Source organism: Pseudomonas sp. GXZC, from assembly GCF_026967615.1.
GTDB classification, from domain to species: Bacteria; Pseudomonadota; Gammaproteobacteria; order Pseudomonadales; family Pseudomonadaceae; genus Aquipseudomonas; species Aquipseudomonas azotoformans_A.
In genome coordinates this window covers 5,335,368-5,352,462 of sequence record NZ_CP114115.1, presented here as the reverse complement: position 1 = coordinate 5,352,462, position 17,095 = coordinate 5,335,368, and the positions used below count along the sequence as shown (strand labels likewise).

14 protein-coding genes are annotated in these 17,095 nt (G+C 61.4%); 7 read left to right on the top strand and 7 right to left on the bottom strand.

Annotated elements, in window-relative coordinates; all coding sequences use genetic code 11:
* Nucleotides 1-42: 42 nt before the first annotated feature.
* The 5 genes from cobA to OZ428_RS25105 all read right to left on the bottom strand — a co-directional run bounded on the left by cobA (nucleotide 43) and on the right by OZ428_RS25105 (nucleotide 5,667).
* Nucleotides 43-786 (bottom strand): uroporphyrinogen-III C-methyltransferase, encoded by a 744-nt coding sequence (cobA, locus tag OZ428_RS25125; RefSeq protein WP_061449257.1) that lies wholly within the window; start codon nucleotides 784-786, stop codon nucleotides 43-45.
* A 26-nt stretch (nucleotides 787-812) separates the two neighbouring features.
* Nucleotides 813-2,483 (bottom strand): bifunctional protein-serine/threonine kinase/phosphatase, encoded by a 1,671-nt coding sequence (locus tag OZ428_RS25120; RefSeq protein WP_269131666.1) that lies wholly within the window; start codon nucleotides 2,481-2,483, stop codon nucleotides 813-815.
* A complete protein-coding gene (locus OZ428_RS25115; protein ID WP_016979267.1) occupies nucleotides 2,483-3,694 on the bottom strand; it encodes a nitrate/nitrite transporter in 1,212 nt (403 codons plus the stop codon). Before OZ428_RS25115 ends, OZ428_RS25120 begins: the two co-directional genes overlap by 1 nt.
* Before the next feature lie 157 nt (nucleotides 3,695-3,851).
* Nucleotides 3,852-4,427 carry an ANTAR domain-containing response regulator gene (locus tag OZ428_RS25110; protein ID WP_010208501.1) on the bottom strand — a complete coding sequence of 192 codons (576 nt, stop codon included), beginning with the start codon at nucleotides 4,425-4,427 and terminating at the stop codon, nucleotides 3,852-3,854.
* 13 nt (nucleotides 4,428-4,440) lie between these two features.
* Nucleotides 4,441-5,667, bottom strand: a complete 1,227-nt coding sequence (locus OZ428_RS25105; protein WP_269131665.1) for a CmpA/NrtA family ABC transporter substrate-binding protein — start codon at nucleotides 5,665-5,667, stop codon at nucleotides 4,441-4,443.
* A gap of 272 nt (nucleotides 5,668-5,939) precedes the next feature.
* On the opposite strand from OZ428_RS25105, the gene sctC reads away from it, so the two are divergent.
* The 5 genes from sctC (at nucleotide 5,940) to OZ428_RS25080 (ending at nucleotide 9,723) form a co-directional block, all read left to right on the top strand.
* Entirely contained in the window at nucleotides 5,940-7,367 is a 1,428-nt protein-coding gene (gene sctC, locus OZ428_RS25100) for a type III secretion system outer membrane ring subunit SctC (protein WP_269131664.1), read from the top strand.
* A gap of 15 nt (nucleotides 7,368-7,382) precedes the next feature.
* Entirely contained in the window at nucleotides 7,383-7,607 is a 225-nt protein-coding gene (locus OZ428_RS25095) for a FliM/FliN family flagellar motor switch protein (protein ID WP_033900531.1), read from the top strand.
* 155 nt (nucleotides 7,608-7,762) lie between these two features.
* Nucleotides 7,763-8,158, top strand: a complete 396-nt coding sequence (locus tag OZ428_RS25090; RefSeq protein WP_269131663.1) for a winged helix-turn-helix domain-containing protein — start codon at nucleotides 7,763-7,765, stop codon at nucleotides 8,156-8,158.
* Nucleotides 8,151-8,612, top strand: a complete 462-nt coding sequence (locus OZ428_RS25085; RefSeq protein WP_038847164.1) for a transglycosylase SLT domain-containing protein — start codon at nucleotides 8,151-8,153, stop codon at nucleotides 8,610-8,612. The genes OZ428_RS25090 and OZ428_RS25085 overlap by 8 nt, the downstream gene beginning before the upstream one ends.
* 85 nt (nucleotides 8,613-8,697) lie before the next feature.
* Nucleotides 8,698-9,723 carry a quinone-dependent dihydroorotate dehydrogenase gene (locus OZ428_RS25080; protein WP_033900535.1) on the top strand — a complete coding sequence of 342 codons (1,026 nt, stop codon included), beginning with the start codon at nucleotides 8,698-8,700 and terminating at the stop codon, nucleotides 9,721-9,723.
* A 122-nt stretch (nucleotides 9,724-9,845) separates the two neighbouring features.
* On the opposite strand, the gene rmf is transcribed toward OZ428_RS25080, so the two are convergent.
* Nucleotides 9,846-10,061 carry a ribosome modulation factor gene (gene rmf, locus OZ428_RS25075; protein ID WP_002553055.1) on the bottom strand — a complete coding sequence of 72 codons (216 nt, stop codon included), beginning with the start codon at nucleotides 10,059-10,061 and terminating at the stop codon, nucleotides 9,846-9,848.
* Nucleotides 10,062-10,593: 532 nt separating this feature from the next.
* On the opposite strand from rmf, the gene rlmKL reads away from it, so the two are divergent.
* Entirely contained in the window at nucleotides 10,594-12,858 is a 2,265-nt protein-coding gene (gene rlmKL / locus OZ428_RS25070; RefSeq protein WP_016979274.1) for a bifunctional 23S rRNA (guanine(2069)-N(7))-methyltransferase RlmK/23S rRNA (guanine(2445)-N(2))-methyltransferase RlmL, read from the top strand.
* Nucleotides 12,859-12,998: 140 nt separating this feature from the next.
* The gene (locus OZ428_RS25065) at nucleotides 12,999-15,431 is read left to right on the top strand and encodes a sensor domain-containing diguanylate cyclase (protein WP_269131662.1); all 2,433 of its coding nucleotides are present in this window, start codon (nucleotides 12,999-13,001) and stop codon (nucleotides 15,429-15,431) included.
* A gap of 1 nt (nucleotide 15,432) precedes the next feature.
* On the opposite strand, the gene dacB is transcribed toward OZ428_RS25065, so the two are convergent.
* Nucleotides 15,433-16,893, bottom strand: a complete 1,461-nt coding sequence (gene dacB, locus OZ428_RS25060; protein WP_038847815.1) for a D-alanyl-D-alanine carboxypeptidase/D-alanyl-D-alanine endopeptidase — start codon at nucleotides 16,891-16,893, stop codon at nucleotides 15,433-15,435.
* Nucleotides 16,894-17,095 lie beyond the last annotated feature (202 nt).

Genomic DNA, 17,095 nt, shown 5'->3' with positions numbered 1-17,095 from the left:
AAGCCCGGCTTAGGCCGGGCTTTTTTTTGCCTGCAATTTGCCTCAGGCGCTGGCGGCTTGGGCGAGTCTAGCGACCTGGCCTGGGGCTGCAACACGGCCGATCACCAGGATAGCCGGGCTCTTCAAGGCAAATGCCTGCGCATCTTCGTACAGACGCCACAGCTCGCTGCGACATTCCCTTTGCAGGGGCAGCGATGCATTCTCGATCATCGCCACCGGCATATCCGCTGCCATTCCACCGTCGAGCAGTTGCTGGCGGATTTCCTCCAGCTTCGCCACGCCCATGTACACCACCAGGGTGGTCCCGCCTTCTGCCAGGGCCCGCCAATTCAAGCTGCTGTCGTCCTGGGTATGCGCCGTGACCAGCGTCACGCCTCGACTCACCCCGCGCAAGGTCAACGGCACCGCGCAATTCGTCGCGCCTGCCAGGCCTGCGGTAATACCGTTGACCAACTCCACCTCGACACCCCGTTCACGCAGCCACATCGCCTCCTCACCGCCGCGCCCGAAAATGCACGGGTCTCCGCCTTTGAGGCGCACCACACACTTGCCTTGGCGCGCATAACGCAGCATCAGGCGGTGGATGAAATCCTGCGGGGTCGACCGGCAGCCACCGCGTTTACCCACGGTAATCACCCGCGCTTCAACGCAATGTTCCAGCACTGCCGGGTTGACCAAGTCATCGATCAGCACCACATCGGCCTCACGCAGGGCGCGTACCGCCTTGAGGGTCAACAGCTCCGGGTCACCCGGACCTGCGCCTACCAGCCAGACTTTTGCATTCATAAGGTGTTCCTCATCCAGGGATGACTTCAGCGGTGAAAGAGTGAGTACAGCAGCACCAGATTGATCAGCAGCGAGAGCAGCGCCAGGGTGCGCCAGACCTTCAAGGGTTCACGCTCCAGTAATGGCTTGGGGCGGATGCTCAGTTCCTGGCGGTCAGCCTGTTCCAGCACACGTAACCACTCTTCGGCGGTTTCATAGCGATGGGCGGGTTGGGCCGCCACGGCCCGCTCCAGGCTGAGGGGCAGCCAATCCGGCAGGTCCGGGCGGTAGCGGCTGGCGCTGACAGGTTGAGTGAACCGGGGCCGTTGGAAAGCCTCGATTTCGCCGTAGGGGTAATGTCCGGTCAGCAGGTAATACAAGGTTACGCCAACGCTATATAAATCCTGTTGGGCCGTAGGACGGTCGCCATTGAAGGCTTCAGGTGCAATAAAGCTGGGTGTGCCCGGCAACGCATGGTTGCTGTCTTCCGACAGGCCAGGGCAATACGCCAGGCCGAAATCCAACACCCGCAATTCGCCGTCGTCTCCCAGCAGCAGGTTTTCCGGCTTGATATCACGATGCAGGATCTGCCGTCGATGCAGCATGCCCACAGCGCGCAGCAAACGCTCGGCAATCGACTGCCATTGTGCCAAGGGCAAGGGGCCTTGATGCTGGAACAGTTCGGCCAAGGTCTGGCCGGAATATTCACGCATCACATAGTACAAATGCTGGCGCCCGCTGCCGGCATGCACTTCAGGAAACGCCCGCCCCGCAACCCGGCGCAGAAACCACTCCTCTGACAGCAAGGCCTGGCCGGCATCATGATCATCGTCGCGGCTCAGCGGCAGGGTTTTCAGCAGCCAGGGTTGCTGCTGGGCATCGCGCACCCGGTAAAGCAGTGACTGCCGGCTTTGTGCCAACACGCTTTCCACCTGCCAGCCTTCAAAGTGTTGCCCGGCTTTCAACGGCGGTGGCAGTGGCCATTGCTGCAACTGCACCAGTGCATCACCGAGGGTGGCGGCGCCGAGGGTGTCGATCCGGATGAGCAACGCGCTGGCATTGTCCTGGCTGCCGGCCAGGTGCGCGGCAGTCACCAGCGTGTTGACGGCCAATTGCATGTCCGTCTGTTCGCGCAGAATTGCCTGGATACTCTGATCGCCCAGGGTGGCCCACACACCATCACTGAGCAGCAGAAAACATTCGCGTTCACGCAACTGACCGTCGAGAAAATCCACCACCAAGTGCTGATCCAGGCCAAGGGCGCGCTTGAGCACATGCTGCATGCCCGGTTGCTCCCACACGTGATCCTCGGTGATGCGCTGCAATTGGCCGTCAAGCCAACGATACGCGCGGCAATCGCCGACATGCGCCAGGGTAAAACGCTGGCCGCGAAACACCAGCGCACTCAGGGTGGTCAGCAGCGGCTGACCACCGCCATTGGCTTGCAGCCAGCGATTCTGTGCCAGCAGCAAACGCTCCAGGGCCTGGGCCACGCCCCAGGTTTGCGGTGTGGCGTAGTAATCCAGGGCCAGCGCCTGCAAGGTCGAGCGCGCGGCCAGGCCGCCGTCGGCGCATTGGCTCACGCCGTCGGCGATGGCGCACAGGTAGCCCTTGCTCGCCGCCAGTTCGGCCACGGGCGTGACCACCCGCAGCGCGTCCTGGTTTTCCGCCCGTGGGCCGATGGCACTGGCCTGGGCGATGCTCAGTTGCAGGCTCATCAGACCCGCGCAGCCGTCACGGCCGCCGAGCCCCAGGTGGTTCTCCAGCGACGCTTCACGCCATGCAGGCCGAACCAGGCCAGCACGCCCAGGCTGGCGAACAACCACAACGCCATCTGATAGCTGCCGGTGCTTTGCTTGATCGCACCCATGCCGGCTGCCAGGGCAAAGCCGCCGATGCCGCCGGCCATGCCGATCAGGCCGGTCATCACGCCGATTTCGCGGCGAAAACGCTGCGGCACCAGCTGGAACACCGCGCCATTGCCTGCGCCGAGGCCCAGCATGGTGCAGACGAAAAGCGCCAGCGCTGCGTAGGAACTCGGCAGATTGAATCCCACCGCCGCGATGCAGATCGCCGCCACGCTGTACATGCCCAGCAGGGTACGAATCCCGCCGAAACGGTCCGCCAACGCGCCGCCCAATGGGCGCATCAGGCTACCGCCGAACACGCAGGCGGCGGTGTAGTAGCCAGCAGTCACCGGGCTTAGGCCGTATTGGTCATTGAAATAGCCGGGTAGGGCGCTTGCCAAGCCGATAAAGCCGCCAAAGGTCACGCTGTAGAAAAACATGAACCACCAACTGTCCCGGTCACCCAGCGCCTTGAAGTAGTCGGCCATGGACTTGGCCTTCGGGCGTTCCGGGGCATTGCGCGCCAGCCAGGCAAAGACAATCAGGGTCAGCACCAGAGGGATCAGCGCGAAACCGAACACGTTGCTCCAGCCAAACGCGGCCGCCAAAACCGGTGCCAGCAACGCGGCGAACACCGTGCCGGAGTTGCCTGCACCCGCGATGCCCATGGCTTTGCCCTGGTGTTCCGCCGGATACCACTGGGAGGCCAGGGGCAGCGCGACGGCAAATGAGGCGCCGGCCATGCCGAGGAACACGCCCAGCAACAGCGCTTGTTCGTAGCTATGGATTCCGAGTTTCCAGGCACCGAACAGGGCGCAGATCACGATCACCTGACCAATCAGCCCGGCCGTCTTGGGCGACAGCTTGTCTGCCAGCATGCCCATCAAAAAGCGCAAAATCGCACCGGCGAGGATCGGCGTCGCGACCATCAGGCCACGCTGCTGAGTGGTCAGGTGCAGGTCGGCGGCAATCTGTATCGCCAAGGGGCCGAGCAGGTACCAGACCATGAAGCTCAGGTCGAAATACAGGAACGCGGCAAACAGGGTCGGGGTGTGCCCGGATTTCCAGAAGCTTGATTTCATCACGCACCTCAACGGTTGGGAGTCTTGCAAGAAGGCCAAAACGAAAAAACGCCGCCACCAGGTTCGCGAGGGCAAACCGGGTGTGCGACGTCTTTGTCGGGGAGGGGCAACCGCCGTTGGCTACCTGTGATGAATGCTTAGCAAGAGCTGCGCCAAATCAGCCGAGCAGTTCGCTCATGGCGATAATCTGCTCCGCCACCTGGATCAGCTTCTGCTGGCGGCTCATGGCCTGGCGGCGCATCAGGGTGTAGGCCTCTTCCTCGTTGCAGTCCTTCATTTTCATCAACATGCCCTTGGCCAACTCGATGCGCTTGCGCTCGGCCAACTGCTGGTCGCGGGCTTGAAGCTGCGCGCGCAAGGCCTGGTCGCTTTCGAAGCGGGCCATGGCCACATCAAGGATCGGCTGCAGGCGTTGGGCCTGGATACCTTCGACGATGTAGGCGCTGACGCCGGACTTGATCGCCTGGCGCATCACGTTCGGGTCGTGTTCGTCGGTAAACATCACGATGGGCCGGGGTTGGTCGCGACTGACCAGCACCACTTGCTCCATCACATCGCGGCCCGGTGACTCGGTATCGATCAGGATGACGTCCGGGCGCACCGTTTCGACGCGTGCGGGCAGGTCAATGGTCAGGCCGGACTCATCGATGACGTCAAAGCCGGCTTCGATCAGTGCCGTCCTCAGTCGGCCGACTTTACGCGGCGTGTCGTTGATCAGCAGGATTCGCAGCATGGAGGTCCTCCTGTCAGCGCAAGGCTTGGCGGTGGGTCGGATCGGCCAGCGCATGCAACCGGAAGCTGCGGGCATAGCCGGCGGGGTCGGAACCGTCCCAGATTTTGCCGTCGATCAGCTGGCTGCTGCGCATGTCCTGGTCATTTGTGGCGATACCCAGCCCATCGGCGGCCTGGCGATACAGCGCCAGTTGTTGCACCTGGCGCGCGACGCCGAGGTAGTCGGGGTCTTCGCGCAACAGGCCCCAGCGCCGGAACTGGGTCATGAACCACATGCCGTCAGAGAGGTAGGGCAGGTTCACTTTACCGTCGGCAAAAAAGCGCAGCGAGTGGGGATCCTGCCACTGATTGCCCAGGCCGTCGTCATAGGCGCCCAACAGGCGCGGTTCGATGCAATCCAGCGGAGCGTCAAGGTATTCGCGGCCACTGAGCAGTTGCGCGGTGGAGCGGCGGTTTTCAATGCTTTCTTCGATAAACCGGCTGGCCTCCAGGATCGCCCTCACCAGCACGCGTGCCGTGTTTGGATACTGGTCGACGAACGCCTGGGTGCAGCCGAGGACCTTTTCCGGATGATCCGGCCAGATCGCCTGGGTGGTTGCCAGGGTAAATCCTTGGTTTTGCTTGACCGCACTGGCGCACCAGGGCTCACCCACGCAAAACCCGTCGATGCGCCCGGCTTGCAGGTGCGCCACCATTTGCGGCGGCGGGACCACCACGCTGTCCACATCCTGCAAGGGGTGAATGCCCTGGCTCGCCAGCCAGTAATACAGCCACATGGCATGGGTGCCTGTGGGAAATGTCTGAGCGAAGGTCAGTTTTGTTCGGCTTTGGTGCACGTGGCGGTCCAGTGCCTCAGGAGTGATCACCCCCTGTTGTTGCAAGCCGTGGGACAGGTTGATGCTCTGGCCGTTCTGGTTGAGCCCCATCAGCACAGCCATGTCAGTGGGTGCGACGCCGCCAATACCCAGGTGCACGGCGTAGATCAGCCCGTACAGGCTGTGGGCGGCGTCGAGTTCGCCGCTGACCAGTTTGTCACGCAGGTTGGCCCAGGACGATTGGCGCTTGAGGTTCAAGGTCAAGCCATAGGGTTGCGCGAAGCCCTGGGTGGCCGCCACCACCATCGAGGCGCAGTCGCTCAAGGCCATGAAGCCCAGGTCGAGGCTGCTCTTTTCCGGGGCATCACTGCCGTTGACCCAGGCCAGCGGGTCGTTCATCGGGCTGTTGCCAACCGAATCGTTCATCAACACCTACCTTTTCTTTCAAAAAAAAGCGTCGTTCCCTCAGATGGCGATGTAAGCCAACGCGGGTAACGACGCCTTTGTCCGTAAGCTCGCTCCGCCGTTGGCGCGTGCTCTGATACAGAGTTCATAGCAAGGCACATGCCACGGCAGGCTGGGCCTGGAGCGTCATCAACTTTCCATCAAGATTGAAAGCGGGCGGGCTCTCAGTATGGCGACTCTCTCATTGCCAGCCCCCAGGAAAGCCCACGGTGTACGCCGAAGTCCCAGCAACGATGCCTCGCCTCTGGCTATACCGCCGACTGTTGTTTGTCGTGCTGCTACTGATCAGTGCGCTGGCCTGGGGCGAGCTTTACCAAGCGCAGGACGAGAGCCTGCATACCGTGTTCACTGCACTGTCGGTGCCACTTGGGTTGCCCATCGTTGTCAGTCGCGAAGTTGCACGCAAACGCCTCAGCGCAGCACTGGATTTTGATGCGCCTCAACAGGCCCTGGAGGCGCTTGCACTTGAGCAAGGGTTGATCTGGTACAGCGACGGGCAAGCGTTGTATGTCTATGACGCGGGTGAAGCCAAGAGCTCTGCGGTGACTTTGCGGCATATCTCCGTCGACAGGCTGCGTAACCTCATGCGGCGCTCCGGCCTCGATGAGTCACGCTATCCGTTGCGCGAAAGCGGAGCGCGCACGTTTTCTGTCTCCGGCCCACCGAATTACATCGACCAGGTGCTGCGTCTGGCTCAGTTGATGGACCGGCAACGGGCGGAGTTGCGGGTGGGCGCTCAGTCTTTTGCCGTCGTCCAGGTGCTCAATACCGATGTGGTGGATCGACAGTACGGCACGCGCGACAACCCGGTCACCGTGCCGGGGATGGCGTCGATGATCGAGACCTTGTTGGCCAGCGAGCAAAAGGGCTTGCTCTCGGACAAGAGCTTGGGCGTGATCGCTTACCCGGACAGCAACAGCCTGTTGATCAAGGGCAAGCCGGCCCAGGTGAGCTTCATCCAGAAACTGGTGGCGGAGCTCGACGTGCCCAAGCGAGCGATCGAGGTTTCGCTGTGGCTGGTGGATGTTGAGCGCGATGAACTGAAGAAGTTGGGCCTGGATTCGGACGAAGAACCGAAGGCGTCGACGACGCGCGTCTTGGCTCCCCTGGACGATAGACAGCTTATGGCGAAGGTAGGTGCATTGGAGCGCCGTCGACGGGCGAAGGTGGTGACGTTGCCGGTGATCCTCACCCAGGAGAATGTGCCGGCGGTGTTTCAGGACAATCACACATTTTATATGCCGCCCCGCGGAGATGATCGCGCTGACTGGAAACCGATGCGTTATGGCACCCAGGTCAGCGTGCTGCCGCGTTTTGGCGAGGGCAACCAGATTGAGATGCGCCTGGAGGTGGACGAAGGGCGCCAGATGAGTGAGCCGGGGCAGCGTGAAAAAAATGCGGCGGTGGGGCGGATCGGCATCAACAGCGTGGTCCGAGTGCCTCAGGGCAGGCGCTTATGGCTGGGTGCGTTTCAACGGGAATCAGAAGGGCGCGCGGCAGGTCGTGCAGCCCAAGTACGGCTGTTTGTGATCCAGGCCAGGGCGGTGGCTAGTGAATTGAAGGGGCAGGAAGAGGCGGGAGGGCCACCGCCTATGACTGCGGCGCAATACGAGCGTGTCCAGCGTGCGTTTGTGCGACCGCAGCGCGATGTCTCACCGTAAACAAGGTGTTAACCCATGCATCTGGAAATTCTTCTACAGGAACAACTGATCAGTCGCAGGCGGCTGGCGGCCTTTGCACCCGGAAAGGTGCTGCCGTTAGCCCCGGAGATCATCCACAGCGTGGAAGTTCGGGTGAACGGGCAGTTGCTGGCCTTGGGCGAGCTGGTGCAGTTGGAGGACCGGCTAGGGGTTGAGTTGCATGAGGTGTATCAAGCGTGGCTGCCTGTGGAAGAGGGGTAGCGAAACGTCTTACAGCACGTTTTCAAAAGCCGCTGGATGTATGGGTTTTTTCCTAGTGTGAGTCGTGAGCCAGGTTTTTATAGTCGTGACATGGGTACATGGGGCAGTGATTGAAATGAGGGCTTCAATGTCAGCAGTCGGATGCCGAGGTACGCATGGCCGTCAGGGATGATGGAGGGACAGCGACTTCCCTGGTGTTCGCACGCTGGACCCTGCATCACCACGGTCGCCTGACCGGTGAGGGTTCGGATGTCCAATTACCGCCCAAGGAGTGCCAGGTGTTGCGGCTGTTGTTGGTGTCTGACGGTGCCTTGATGACCAAGGATCGCTTGCTGGAACTGGGCTGGCCGCAGGGAGAGGTTGCCGAGGAGTCGTTGACCCGCTGCATTTACTCGCTGCGCAAGTACCTCGGTGCCGACAAGGGGTTTATCAAGACGATCTACGGCCGGGGGTATCGCTTTACCTGTCCAGTGCGCGCAGTGTCGGGGCGGGCGCAACAGGTGTGCGCGGCCTGCGGGCACGTCAGTCAGGGTTTGTTGAAACGTGGCTAGGTTCTGGAGCAAGGGCTGGGTGCTGGGTGCGCTGATGGTCAGTCATCAAGCGTTGGCCTACTGCTGGGAGGAGGCCGCCAGTCACTACAATATCGAGCCGGAGTTGTTGCAGGCGATCGCCGTCGTGGAGTCGGGTAACCGCGCGCAAGCGATGAATCATGCCAACCGTAATGGCACCCGGGACATCGGCCTGATGCAGATCAACAGCATTCATCTGCCACGCTTGCTCAAGCAGGGCATCACCGAGGATCGCTTGATCAACGAGCCGTGTTTGTCGGTTGAGGTGGGGGCTTCGATCCTGGCCGAGTTCATCCAGCGCTTTGGGTACAACTGGACGGCAGTGGGTTCGTACAATGTGGGGACAGGCGCCGGGCCCGAGCGTGAGGCATTGCGCCTGCAGTATGCGCAGAAAATCTGGGCGTATTACGAGCAGTTGGTCGCGCATCGTTACTGACGATTGGGGTTCACGCCTCGCGCCTTACCTGTCACCCCGGCTATAATCGCCGTCACCTTTCGCCGCCTCCGAGTCTAGCCCGCCCATGTATACCCTGGCCCGCCAGCTGTTGTTCAAACTTTCCCCGGAAACTTCCCACGATCTGTCCCTGGACCTGATCGGTGCCGGTGGCCGCCTGGGGCTCAATGGCCTGGTATGCAAGGCTCCGGCAAAAATGCCGGTCTCGGTGATGGGGCTCGATTTTCCCAACCCGGTCGGCCTGGCGGCTGGCCTGGATAAAAACGGTGCGGCCATCGATGGCTTTGCGCAGTTGGGTTTCGGATTTGTCGAAATCGGCACCGTCACCCCACGTCCACAGCCGGGCAACCCCAAGCCGCGCATCTTCCGCCTGCCGGAGGCCGAGGCGATCATCAACCGCATGGGCTTCAACAATCTGGGCGTTGATCATCTGCTGTCGCGGGTTCAGGCGGCGAAGTACAAGGGCATCCTCGGTATCAATATCGGCAAGAACTTCGATACGCCGGTCGAGCGTGCCGTCGACGATTACCTGATCTGCCTGGACAAGGTCTACGCCCACGCCAGCTATGTCACGGTCAACGTCAGTTCGCCTAATACACCGGGCCTGCGCAGCCTGCAGTTCGGTGACTCCCTCAAGCAACTGCTGGAAGCCCTGCGCCAGCGCCAGGAAGACCTGGCCGTGCGCCATGGCAAGCGCGTGCCGCTGGCGATCAAGATTGCCCCGGACATGAGTGACGAAGAAACCGTACTGGTCGCCCAGGCCCTGGTGGACGCCGGCATGGACGCGGTGATTGCGACCAACACCACTCTCAGCCGCGTCGGTGTCGAAGGCCTGGCCCATGGTGATGAGGCGGGCGGTCTGTCCGGTGCTCCAGTACGTGAGCAGAGCACTCATATCGTCAAGGTGCTGGCTGCCGAACTGGCTGGACGTTTGCCGATCATTGCCGCCGGTGGCATCACCGAAGGCAAGCACGCAGCCGAGAAGATCGCCGCAGGTGCCAGCCTGGTGCAGTTGTACTCCGGCTTTATCTACAAGGGCCCGGCGCTGATCCGCCAGTCGGTGGACGCTATCGCAGCACTGCCAAAAGCCTGAACTGCGCCCATTAAAAAGGGCTCCATCAAGGAGCCCCCTGGGCCGAAGCCCGCCGCCCGGATGGGGCGTGCATGGTAAGTCGTTACAAATCCAAAGGTGGTGTCGGAATTAGTTGCCCTTGATTAGCCGACGGCGTGAAGTTCGTTGAGTCTGTGGATTCCCGCAGTGCCAGTCATACCGTCCCAGTTGTCGCCGCGTCCTTCTCGCCAGCCGTTGATCCAGGCTTGGCGTACCGACGGTAGAGTAAATGGGCAAAGCTCACGGGATTTGCCATGAACGCCATATTGATATCCGCGTAAAAATGCTCTTTCCAACGGATCACGCTTAAGTCTTCTCATAGGGTGTTTCCCTCACTTGTTGACTGTCTTGATATCCTTCGGCCCCGCTTGGGGCCGGGCAGAGTTTTTCTGCCGTTGGTGGGCTCGCTGCCGGCGTGGCGAGCCTATGTGTCGGCGTCGTTACGGCGCCAACCTGTGTTGAGTTCTAACCAATAGGTCACATGGATTCAATGATCGTTTTGTCATAAGCACGTAACGATAACGATGCTATAGCCATAAGCTGGGATGGCTTTTCGCCCCATTTGTGGGGCAAAGCCAGCTATGATGCACCCTGCATAGAGGATGGGTTTAATCCTTTAGTGAGAATGCCCGCCCGTTGCAGTCGGTTATTATTCGACGAAGGGTCGGAATATTTCTTTTTGTTACAGATAATTGTTTATCTGCCCCATCAATAAAGGCCCAAGTGCCTGTCGGACGGGGTGGGACGGCACATTCGTGCCACGCGAGCACTCTTCAAGAAAAGTGCTTGATTGAAAACCGAGCCGGCGATGCGTCGCCCGTTCATTTATTGCTGAAAAGCCTGGAATGCCCCATGTCGGACCGTTTTGAACTCTTCCTCACCTGCCCCAAGGGCCTCGAAGGCCTGCTGATCGAGGAAGCCGTCGGGCTTGGCCTTGAGGAAGCCCGCGAGCACACCTCGGCCGTGCGCGGCATGGCCGACATGGAAACCGCCTACCGCCTGTGCCTCTGGTCGCGCCTGGCAAACCGCGTGTTGCTGGTGCTCAAGCGCTTCCCGATGAAGGACGCCGAAGACCTCTACCACGGCGTGCTGGATATCGAGTGGGCCGACCACATGGTGCCGGACGGTACTTTGGCTGTTGAATTCAGCGGTCACGGCTCGGGTATCGACAACACCCACTTCGGCGCGCTGAAGGTCAAGGATGCGATCGTCGACAAGCTGCGCACGCCAACCGGCGAACGCCCGTCCATCGACAAGATCAACCCGGACCTGCGCATCCACCTGCGTCTGGACCGTGGCGAAGCCATCCTGTCTCTCGACTTGTCCGGCCACAGCCTGCACCAGCGCGGTTACCGCTTGCAGCAAGGCGCGGCACCGTTGAAGGAAAACCTGGCCGCCGCGATCCTGATCCGTGCCGGCTGGCCACGTATTGCCGCTGAAGGCGGCGCGCTGAGCGACCCGATGTGCGGCGTGGGCACCTTCCTGGTGGAAGGCGCGATGATCGCCGCCGACATGGCGCCCAACCTGAATCGTGAACTGTGGGGCTTCACCACTTGGCTGGGCCACGTCCCGGCGCTGTGGAAGAAGCTGCACGCAGAGGCTGCCGAACGCGCCGCCATCGGCATGAACAAGCCGCCCCTGTGGATCCGAGGCTATGAAGCCGACCCCCGCCTGATCCAACCCGCGCGCAACAACATCGAACGCGCAGGCCTGAGCCATTGGATCAAGGTATACCAGGGCGAAGTCGGCACCTTCGAACCGCGTCCGGACCAGAACCAGAAAGGCCTGGTGATCTGCAACCCGCCGTACGGCGAGCGTCTGGGTGACGAAGCCAGCCTGTTGTACCTCTACCAGAACCTCGGCGAGCGTCTGCGCCAGGCGTGCATGGGCTGGGAAGCGGCGGTGTTCACCGGCGCGCCGGACCTGGGCAAGCGCATGGGCATCCGCAGCCACAAACAGTATTCGTTCTGGAACGGCGCGTTGCCGTGCAAGCTGCTGCTGATCAAGGTCAATCCAGACCAGTTCGTCACCGGTGAGCGTCGCACCCCGGAACAGCGCCAGGCTGAGCGTGAGCAAGCCGCTTACGATCAAGCTCCGGCCGAGCCGCAAGAGCGCCAGTACAACAAGAACGGCAACCCGATCAAACCTGCTCCGGCCCCGGTGGTTGAGCAGGCGCGCCTGAGCGAAGGCGGGCAGATGTTCGCCAACCGCCTGCAGAAGAACCTCAAGCTGCTGGGCAAGTGGGCCAAGCGTGAAGGCGTGGATTGCTACCGTGTGTACGACGCCGACATGCCGGAATACTCCATGGCCATCGACCTTTACCACGATTGGGTCCACGTGCAGGAATACGCCGCACCGAAATCCATCGACCCGGAAAAAGCCTCCGCACGCATGTTCGATGCCTTGGCGGCGATTCCCCAGGCGCTGAACATCGACAAGAGCCGCGTGGTGGTCAAGCGTCGCGAGCGTCAGAGCGGCACCAAGCAGTACGAGCGCCAGAGCGCCCAGGGCAAGTTCACCGAAGTCAGCGAAGGCGGCGTGAAGTTGCTGGTCAACCTCACCGACTACCTGGACACCGGCCTGTTCCTCGACCACCGCCCCATGCGCATGCGCATCCAGAAAGAAGCGGCCGGCAAGCGCTTCCTCAACCTGTACTGCTACACCGCCACCGCCAGTGTGCACGCGGCCAAGGGCGGCGCGCGCAGCACCACCAGTGTCGACCTGTCCAAGACCTACCTGGACTGGGCGCGTCGCAACTTCTCCCTCAACGGTTTCTCCGACAAGAACCGTCTGGAGCAGGGTGACGTGATGGCGTGGCTGGAGGCCAGCCGCGATGAGTTCGACCTGATCTTCATCGACCCGCCGACCTTCTCCAACTCCAAGCGCATGGAAGGCATCTTCGACGTACAGCGCGACCACGTGCAGTTGCTCGACCTGGCCATGGCGCGCCTGGCACCGGGTGGCGTGCTGTATTTCTCGAACAACTTCCGCAAGTTCGCGCTGGAGGACAACCTCAGCGAACGTTATGCGGTCGAGGAGATCAGCGACAAGACCATCGACCCGGATTTTGCGCGCAATGCCAAGATCCACCGGGCGTGGAAAATCACCGCACGCTGATTGCTGCACCAAAAAGCCGCAAGCCTGGATTATTCCGGGCTTGCGGCTTTTTTACGCTGGTCAAACCCAGGGCCGATGGCTATAACTTAAGGCCTAGCCAAAGTGACACCCCCCGCACGCTGGCGTTGTGAGTGTTGCCTATGCCGTTGCAAGCCGTTCGCCCGAAAATCCTAGGCTTTATCAGTGAGCAGGCGTCGGCTTGGCTGGTGGCATTGGTGGTGTTACTGGCAGGGTTTGCCTTGACCGCGGTTGTCGCCTGGGCGGCTGCCGACCTCTATCAGCAACAGGTGCGCCAGCGCTTTCAATTGCTGGTCAATGAGCGCTACACCCGCCTGCAGGAACGTTTCGAAGACCAGGAGCAACGGCTGAACAGCCTGCGGCGCTTCTTCGTTAATTCCGATGATGTGTCCCGCGAAGAATTCGACGGTTTTGCCCAGCCCTTGTTGTTGCGCGCCCGTGCTTACTCCTGGGCGCCACGGGTGTATCGCGAACAGCGCAGCCAGTTCGAACAAGAGGTGTCCAGCCAACGCGGTGCACCCTTTTTCATCCGTGAATTGAATTCGGCTGGCGAACTGGCCCCGGCGCCCGAGCGCGACGAATACGTGCCGGTGCTGTACAGCCAGACCCAAAGCTTGCTGGGCGCCCCCCTCGGTTTTGACCTCTTGGCCCAGCCCCTGCGCCGTTCAACACTTGAACGTGCGCAAAAGACCGGCAAGCTGGCGGTGTCCCAGCCCATGCAATTGGTGGGGGTGGAGCCGGCCTATGCCACCGGGGTTTTACTGGTCGCGCCGGTGAGTCACCTGCCCTCCTCGGATCAGTCGCAGAACGAGCCCTACGGCTATGTAATGGCCGTGATCAGCATGCGCCAGCTGGTAGCCGACGGCTTGCCCAAGCCGGACCGGGACAACCTGGTCATGCAGATCATCGATACGTCTGACCTGCAGAAGCGCGTGCTCTTCGAGTCCACCAATGAGGTAGGCAGCAGCGACTTGGTCGGCGCGCGCCGCCTCACGCTGGGTGACCATGTGTACGCCCTGAAACTGCGCCCCAGCCAGGTGTTCGACCAGGCCAACCATTCCTCGCTGAACACCATCCTGACCATGGGCGGCCTGCTCAGCCTGCTGCTCAGTGCCTTGCTTTATGTGCTGGTCAGCCAACGCCAGCGCGCCGTGAAGCTGGTGGAACAACGCACTGCCCAGTTGCGCCTGCGTGAACAGGAATTGCGTGGCGCCCATGGCCAATTGCGCAGTGTGCTGAATGCCGCGACCCAAGTGGCGATCATTGCCACCGACCTGCGCGGCGTGATCAATACCTTCAACGCCGGCGCCGAGCAGATGTTGGGCTTCAAGGCCGATCACGTAGTGGGTACGCACACCTTGGAAAGCCTGCACCTGGCGCCTGAGCTGGAGGCGCGCGCGGCCAGCCTGAGTGTGGCGTTGGGCAAGCGTATTCCCGCCAGCCAGGCGATGCTGGTAGAGAGCCCGGACACGCTGCACGAAGCCCGCGAATGGACTTTGATCCGCGAAAACGGCACCCAGTTGACTGTGAACATGCTGGCCACGGTGTTGCTGGACGACCATGGTTTGTGGATCGGCCACCTGGCGATTTACCTGGACATTACCGAACAGAAACGCGCCTACGAGGCCTTGGCGGCCCGCGACCGCCTGCTCAAGAAACTCAGCGCCCATGTGCCCGGCGGGATCTTCCAGTTCACCCTGGAACCCCAGGACAACTGGAAATTCATCTATGCCAGCGACGGCATGCGCGACATCTATGAAATCGAACCGAATGTGTTGCAGCAGGATGCGAAGCAGGTTTTCGAGCGTATCCACCCGTTGGATGCGGAGCGGGTGCGTGCTTCGATCCGCTTGTCAGCATTGCAGTTGAGCCATTGGCGCGAGGAATACCGCGTGCTGTTGCCGCAACGCGGCCTGCGTTGGATTCGGGGCGAGGCGACCCCGGAAGAGTTACCCGCAGGCGGTACGTTGTGGCATGGCTACGTGTCGGATATTTCCGATCTGAAGCGGGTGGAAGAAGAACTGCGTGCGCTGTCCATCACCGACTCTTTGACCGGCATCCACAACCGTCGATATTTCCAGGATCGCCTCAAGGCCGAGATGGTGAGGCTCAATCGCACCTCGGGCAACTTGTCGGTGATCATGCTGGATATCGATCACTTCAAACGCATCAACGACCAGCACGGACACGCTGTCGGCGATGGGGTGCTGCAGGAACTGTGCAAGCGGATCAGCCAGCGCCTGCGGCGCACCGATGTGTTCTGTCGCCTGGGCGGCGAGGAGTTCATGGTGCTGTGCCCGCACACCGATGGCGAGCAGGCCTACAGCCTGGCGATGGAATTGTGGACGTCGCTGCGCAGTGCGCCGATGGAACCGGTGGGCATCGTCACCGCCAGCTTTGGCGTGGCCAGCTGGCGGGTGGATGAAGGCATTGACGGGTTGCTGCTACGCGCCGACTCGGCCGTGTATGTGGCCAAGCAGGCGGGCAGGGACCGGGTGGAAGTTGTGGCGAGGGAGCTTGCTCCCGCTGGAGCGCGCAGCGGTCCCGTTCAATAAATCAGAGTACCGGAGCTGCCGCCACCACCTTCGGCTGACGATATAAGTCCAGCAACACCTGATCCAGCACCGACGAAGCACCCCATGGTTTTGGATCGTTGAGGATCGCCACCACGGCCCAGGTATTGCCGTTGTTGTCGCGGCTGAACCCGGCGATGGCACGCACGGTGTTCAAAGTGCCGGTCTTGACGTGGGCTTCACCACGCATGGCCGTGGTCTTCAGGCGCTTGCGCATGGTGCCGTCGGTGCCGGCGATCGGCATCGAGCTGATGTATTCGGCAGCGTAAGGGCTCTTCCACGCGGCTTGCAGCATGGCCGCCATTTCGCGGGCACTGACGCGTTCGGCACGTGACAGGCCGGAACCGTTTTCCATCACCAGGTGCGGCGCGGTGATGCCTTTCTTCGCCAGCCACTGGCGCACCACACGTTGGGCTGCCTTGGCATCGTCGCCGTCGGCGTCGTTGCGGAACTGCGCGCCCAGGCTCAGGAACAGCTGCTGGGCCATGGTGTTGTTACTGTATTTGTTGATGTCGCGGATGATTTCCGCCAGGTCCGGCGAGAAGGCCCGGGCCAGTACCTTGGCATCCTTGGGCACTGGCGCCTGGATATCACGGCCCTGGATGGTGCCACCCAGTTCCTGCCAGATCGCACGCACGGCGCCGGCGGTGTAGGTGGCGTGGTCAAGCAATGACAGATAAGTCTGCGAACTGCAGCCATCGGCCAATTGGCCGCTGACGGTGACCGTCACGCTGCCATCGGCGGCGGTCACCGGGTTGTAGCGCACATCACCGGTACACTGCTTGGCGTTGGAGACCTTGACCTGATTGTCGATGCGAATGCTGGCAATCGGCGGTTCGACCGACACCAGTACGCGGCCGGAGTCATTGCGCGTTACAAAACGCAGGGCCTTGAGGTTGACCAGCAGCGCGTCCGGCTTGACCAGGAACGGTTTGTTCTCGTCATTGCCATCGTCATTGAACTCCGGCAACAGCGGCTGGTTGAAGAAACCACGGTCCAGCACCAGGTCGCCGGTGACTTGCTGTACGCCGTTGGCGCGCAGGTCGCGCATCAGCAGCCAGAGTTTTTCCATGTTCAGCTTGGGGTCGCCGCCGCCCTTGAGGTAGAGGTTGCCGTGCAACACGCCACCGCTGAGGGTGCCGTCGGTGTAGAACTCGGTTTTCCACTGGTGGTTCGGGCCGAGCATCTCCAGGGCCGCGTAGGTGGTGACCAGTTTCATGGTCGAGGCCGGGTTCACGGAGACGTCGGCGTTGAACACGGTCGGCGTGCCCGGGCCGTTCAGGGGGATCATCACCAGGGACAGCGCGGTGTTTTGCAGTTTGGCTTTGGCCAGCGCCTGTTGAACATTCGGCGGCAGGGTGTTGTTGACCGGGGCGGCGGAGACGGAAAAGGCCAGTGGCAGAATAAGACCGGCAAAAAACACAGAACGCAAAGATTTGATCATAAGAAGTAAAACCCTACTGCTGAGGAGGGTGAAAAAGGCGAGGGGTAAATAAGAAAAATCCCTCAATGGTCATGAAAGTGTCGGCATTATGCCCCAAGGTGGAGCCACTTGTAGCTGAACCATAGCTGGTATTCTGCGTTTTTTTTGCAGGCAAATTGCCGCCTGTCCCAGAGAGTCGGGCAATCGCCGCCTTAAACTGCTA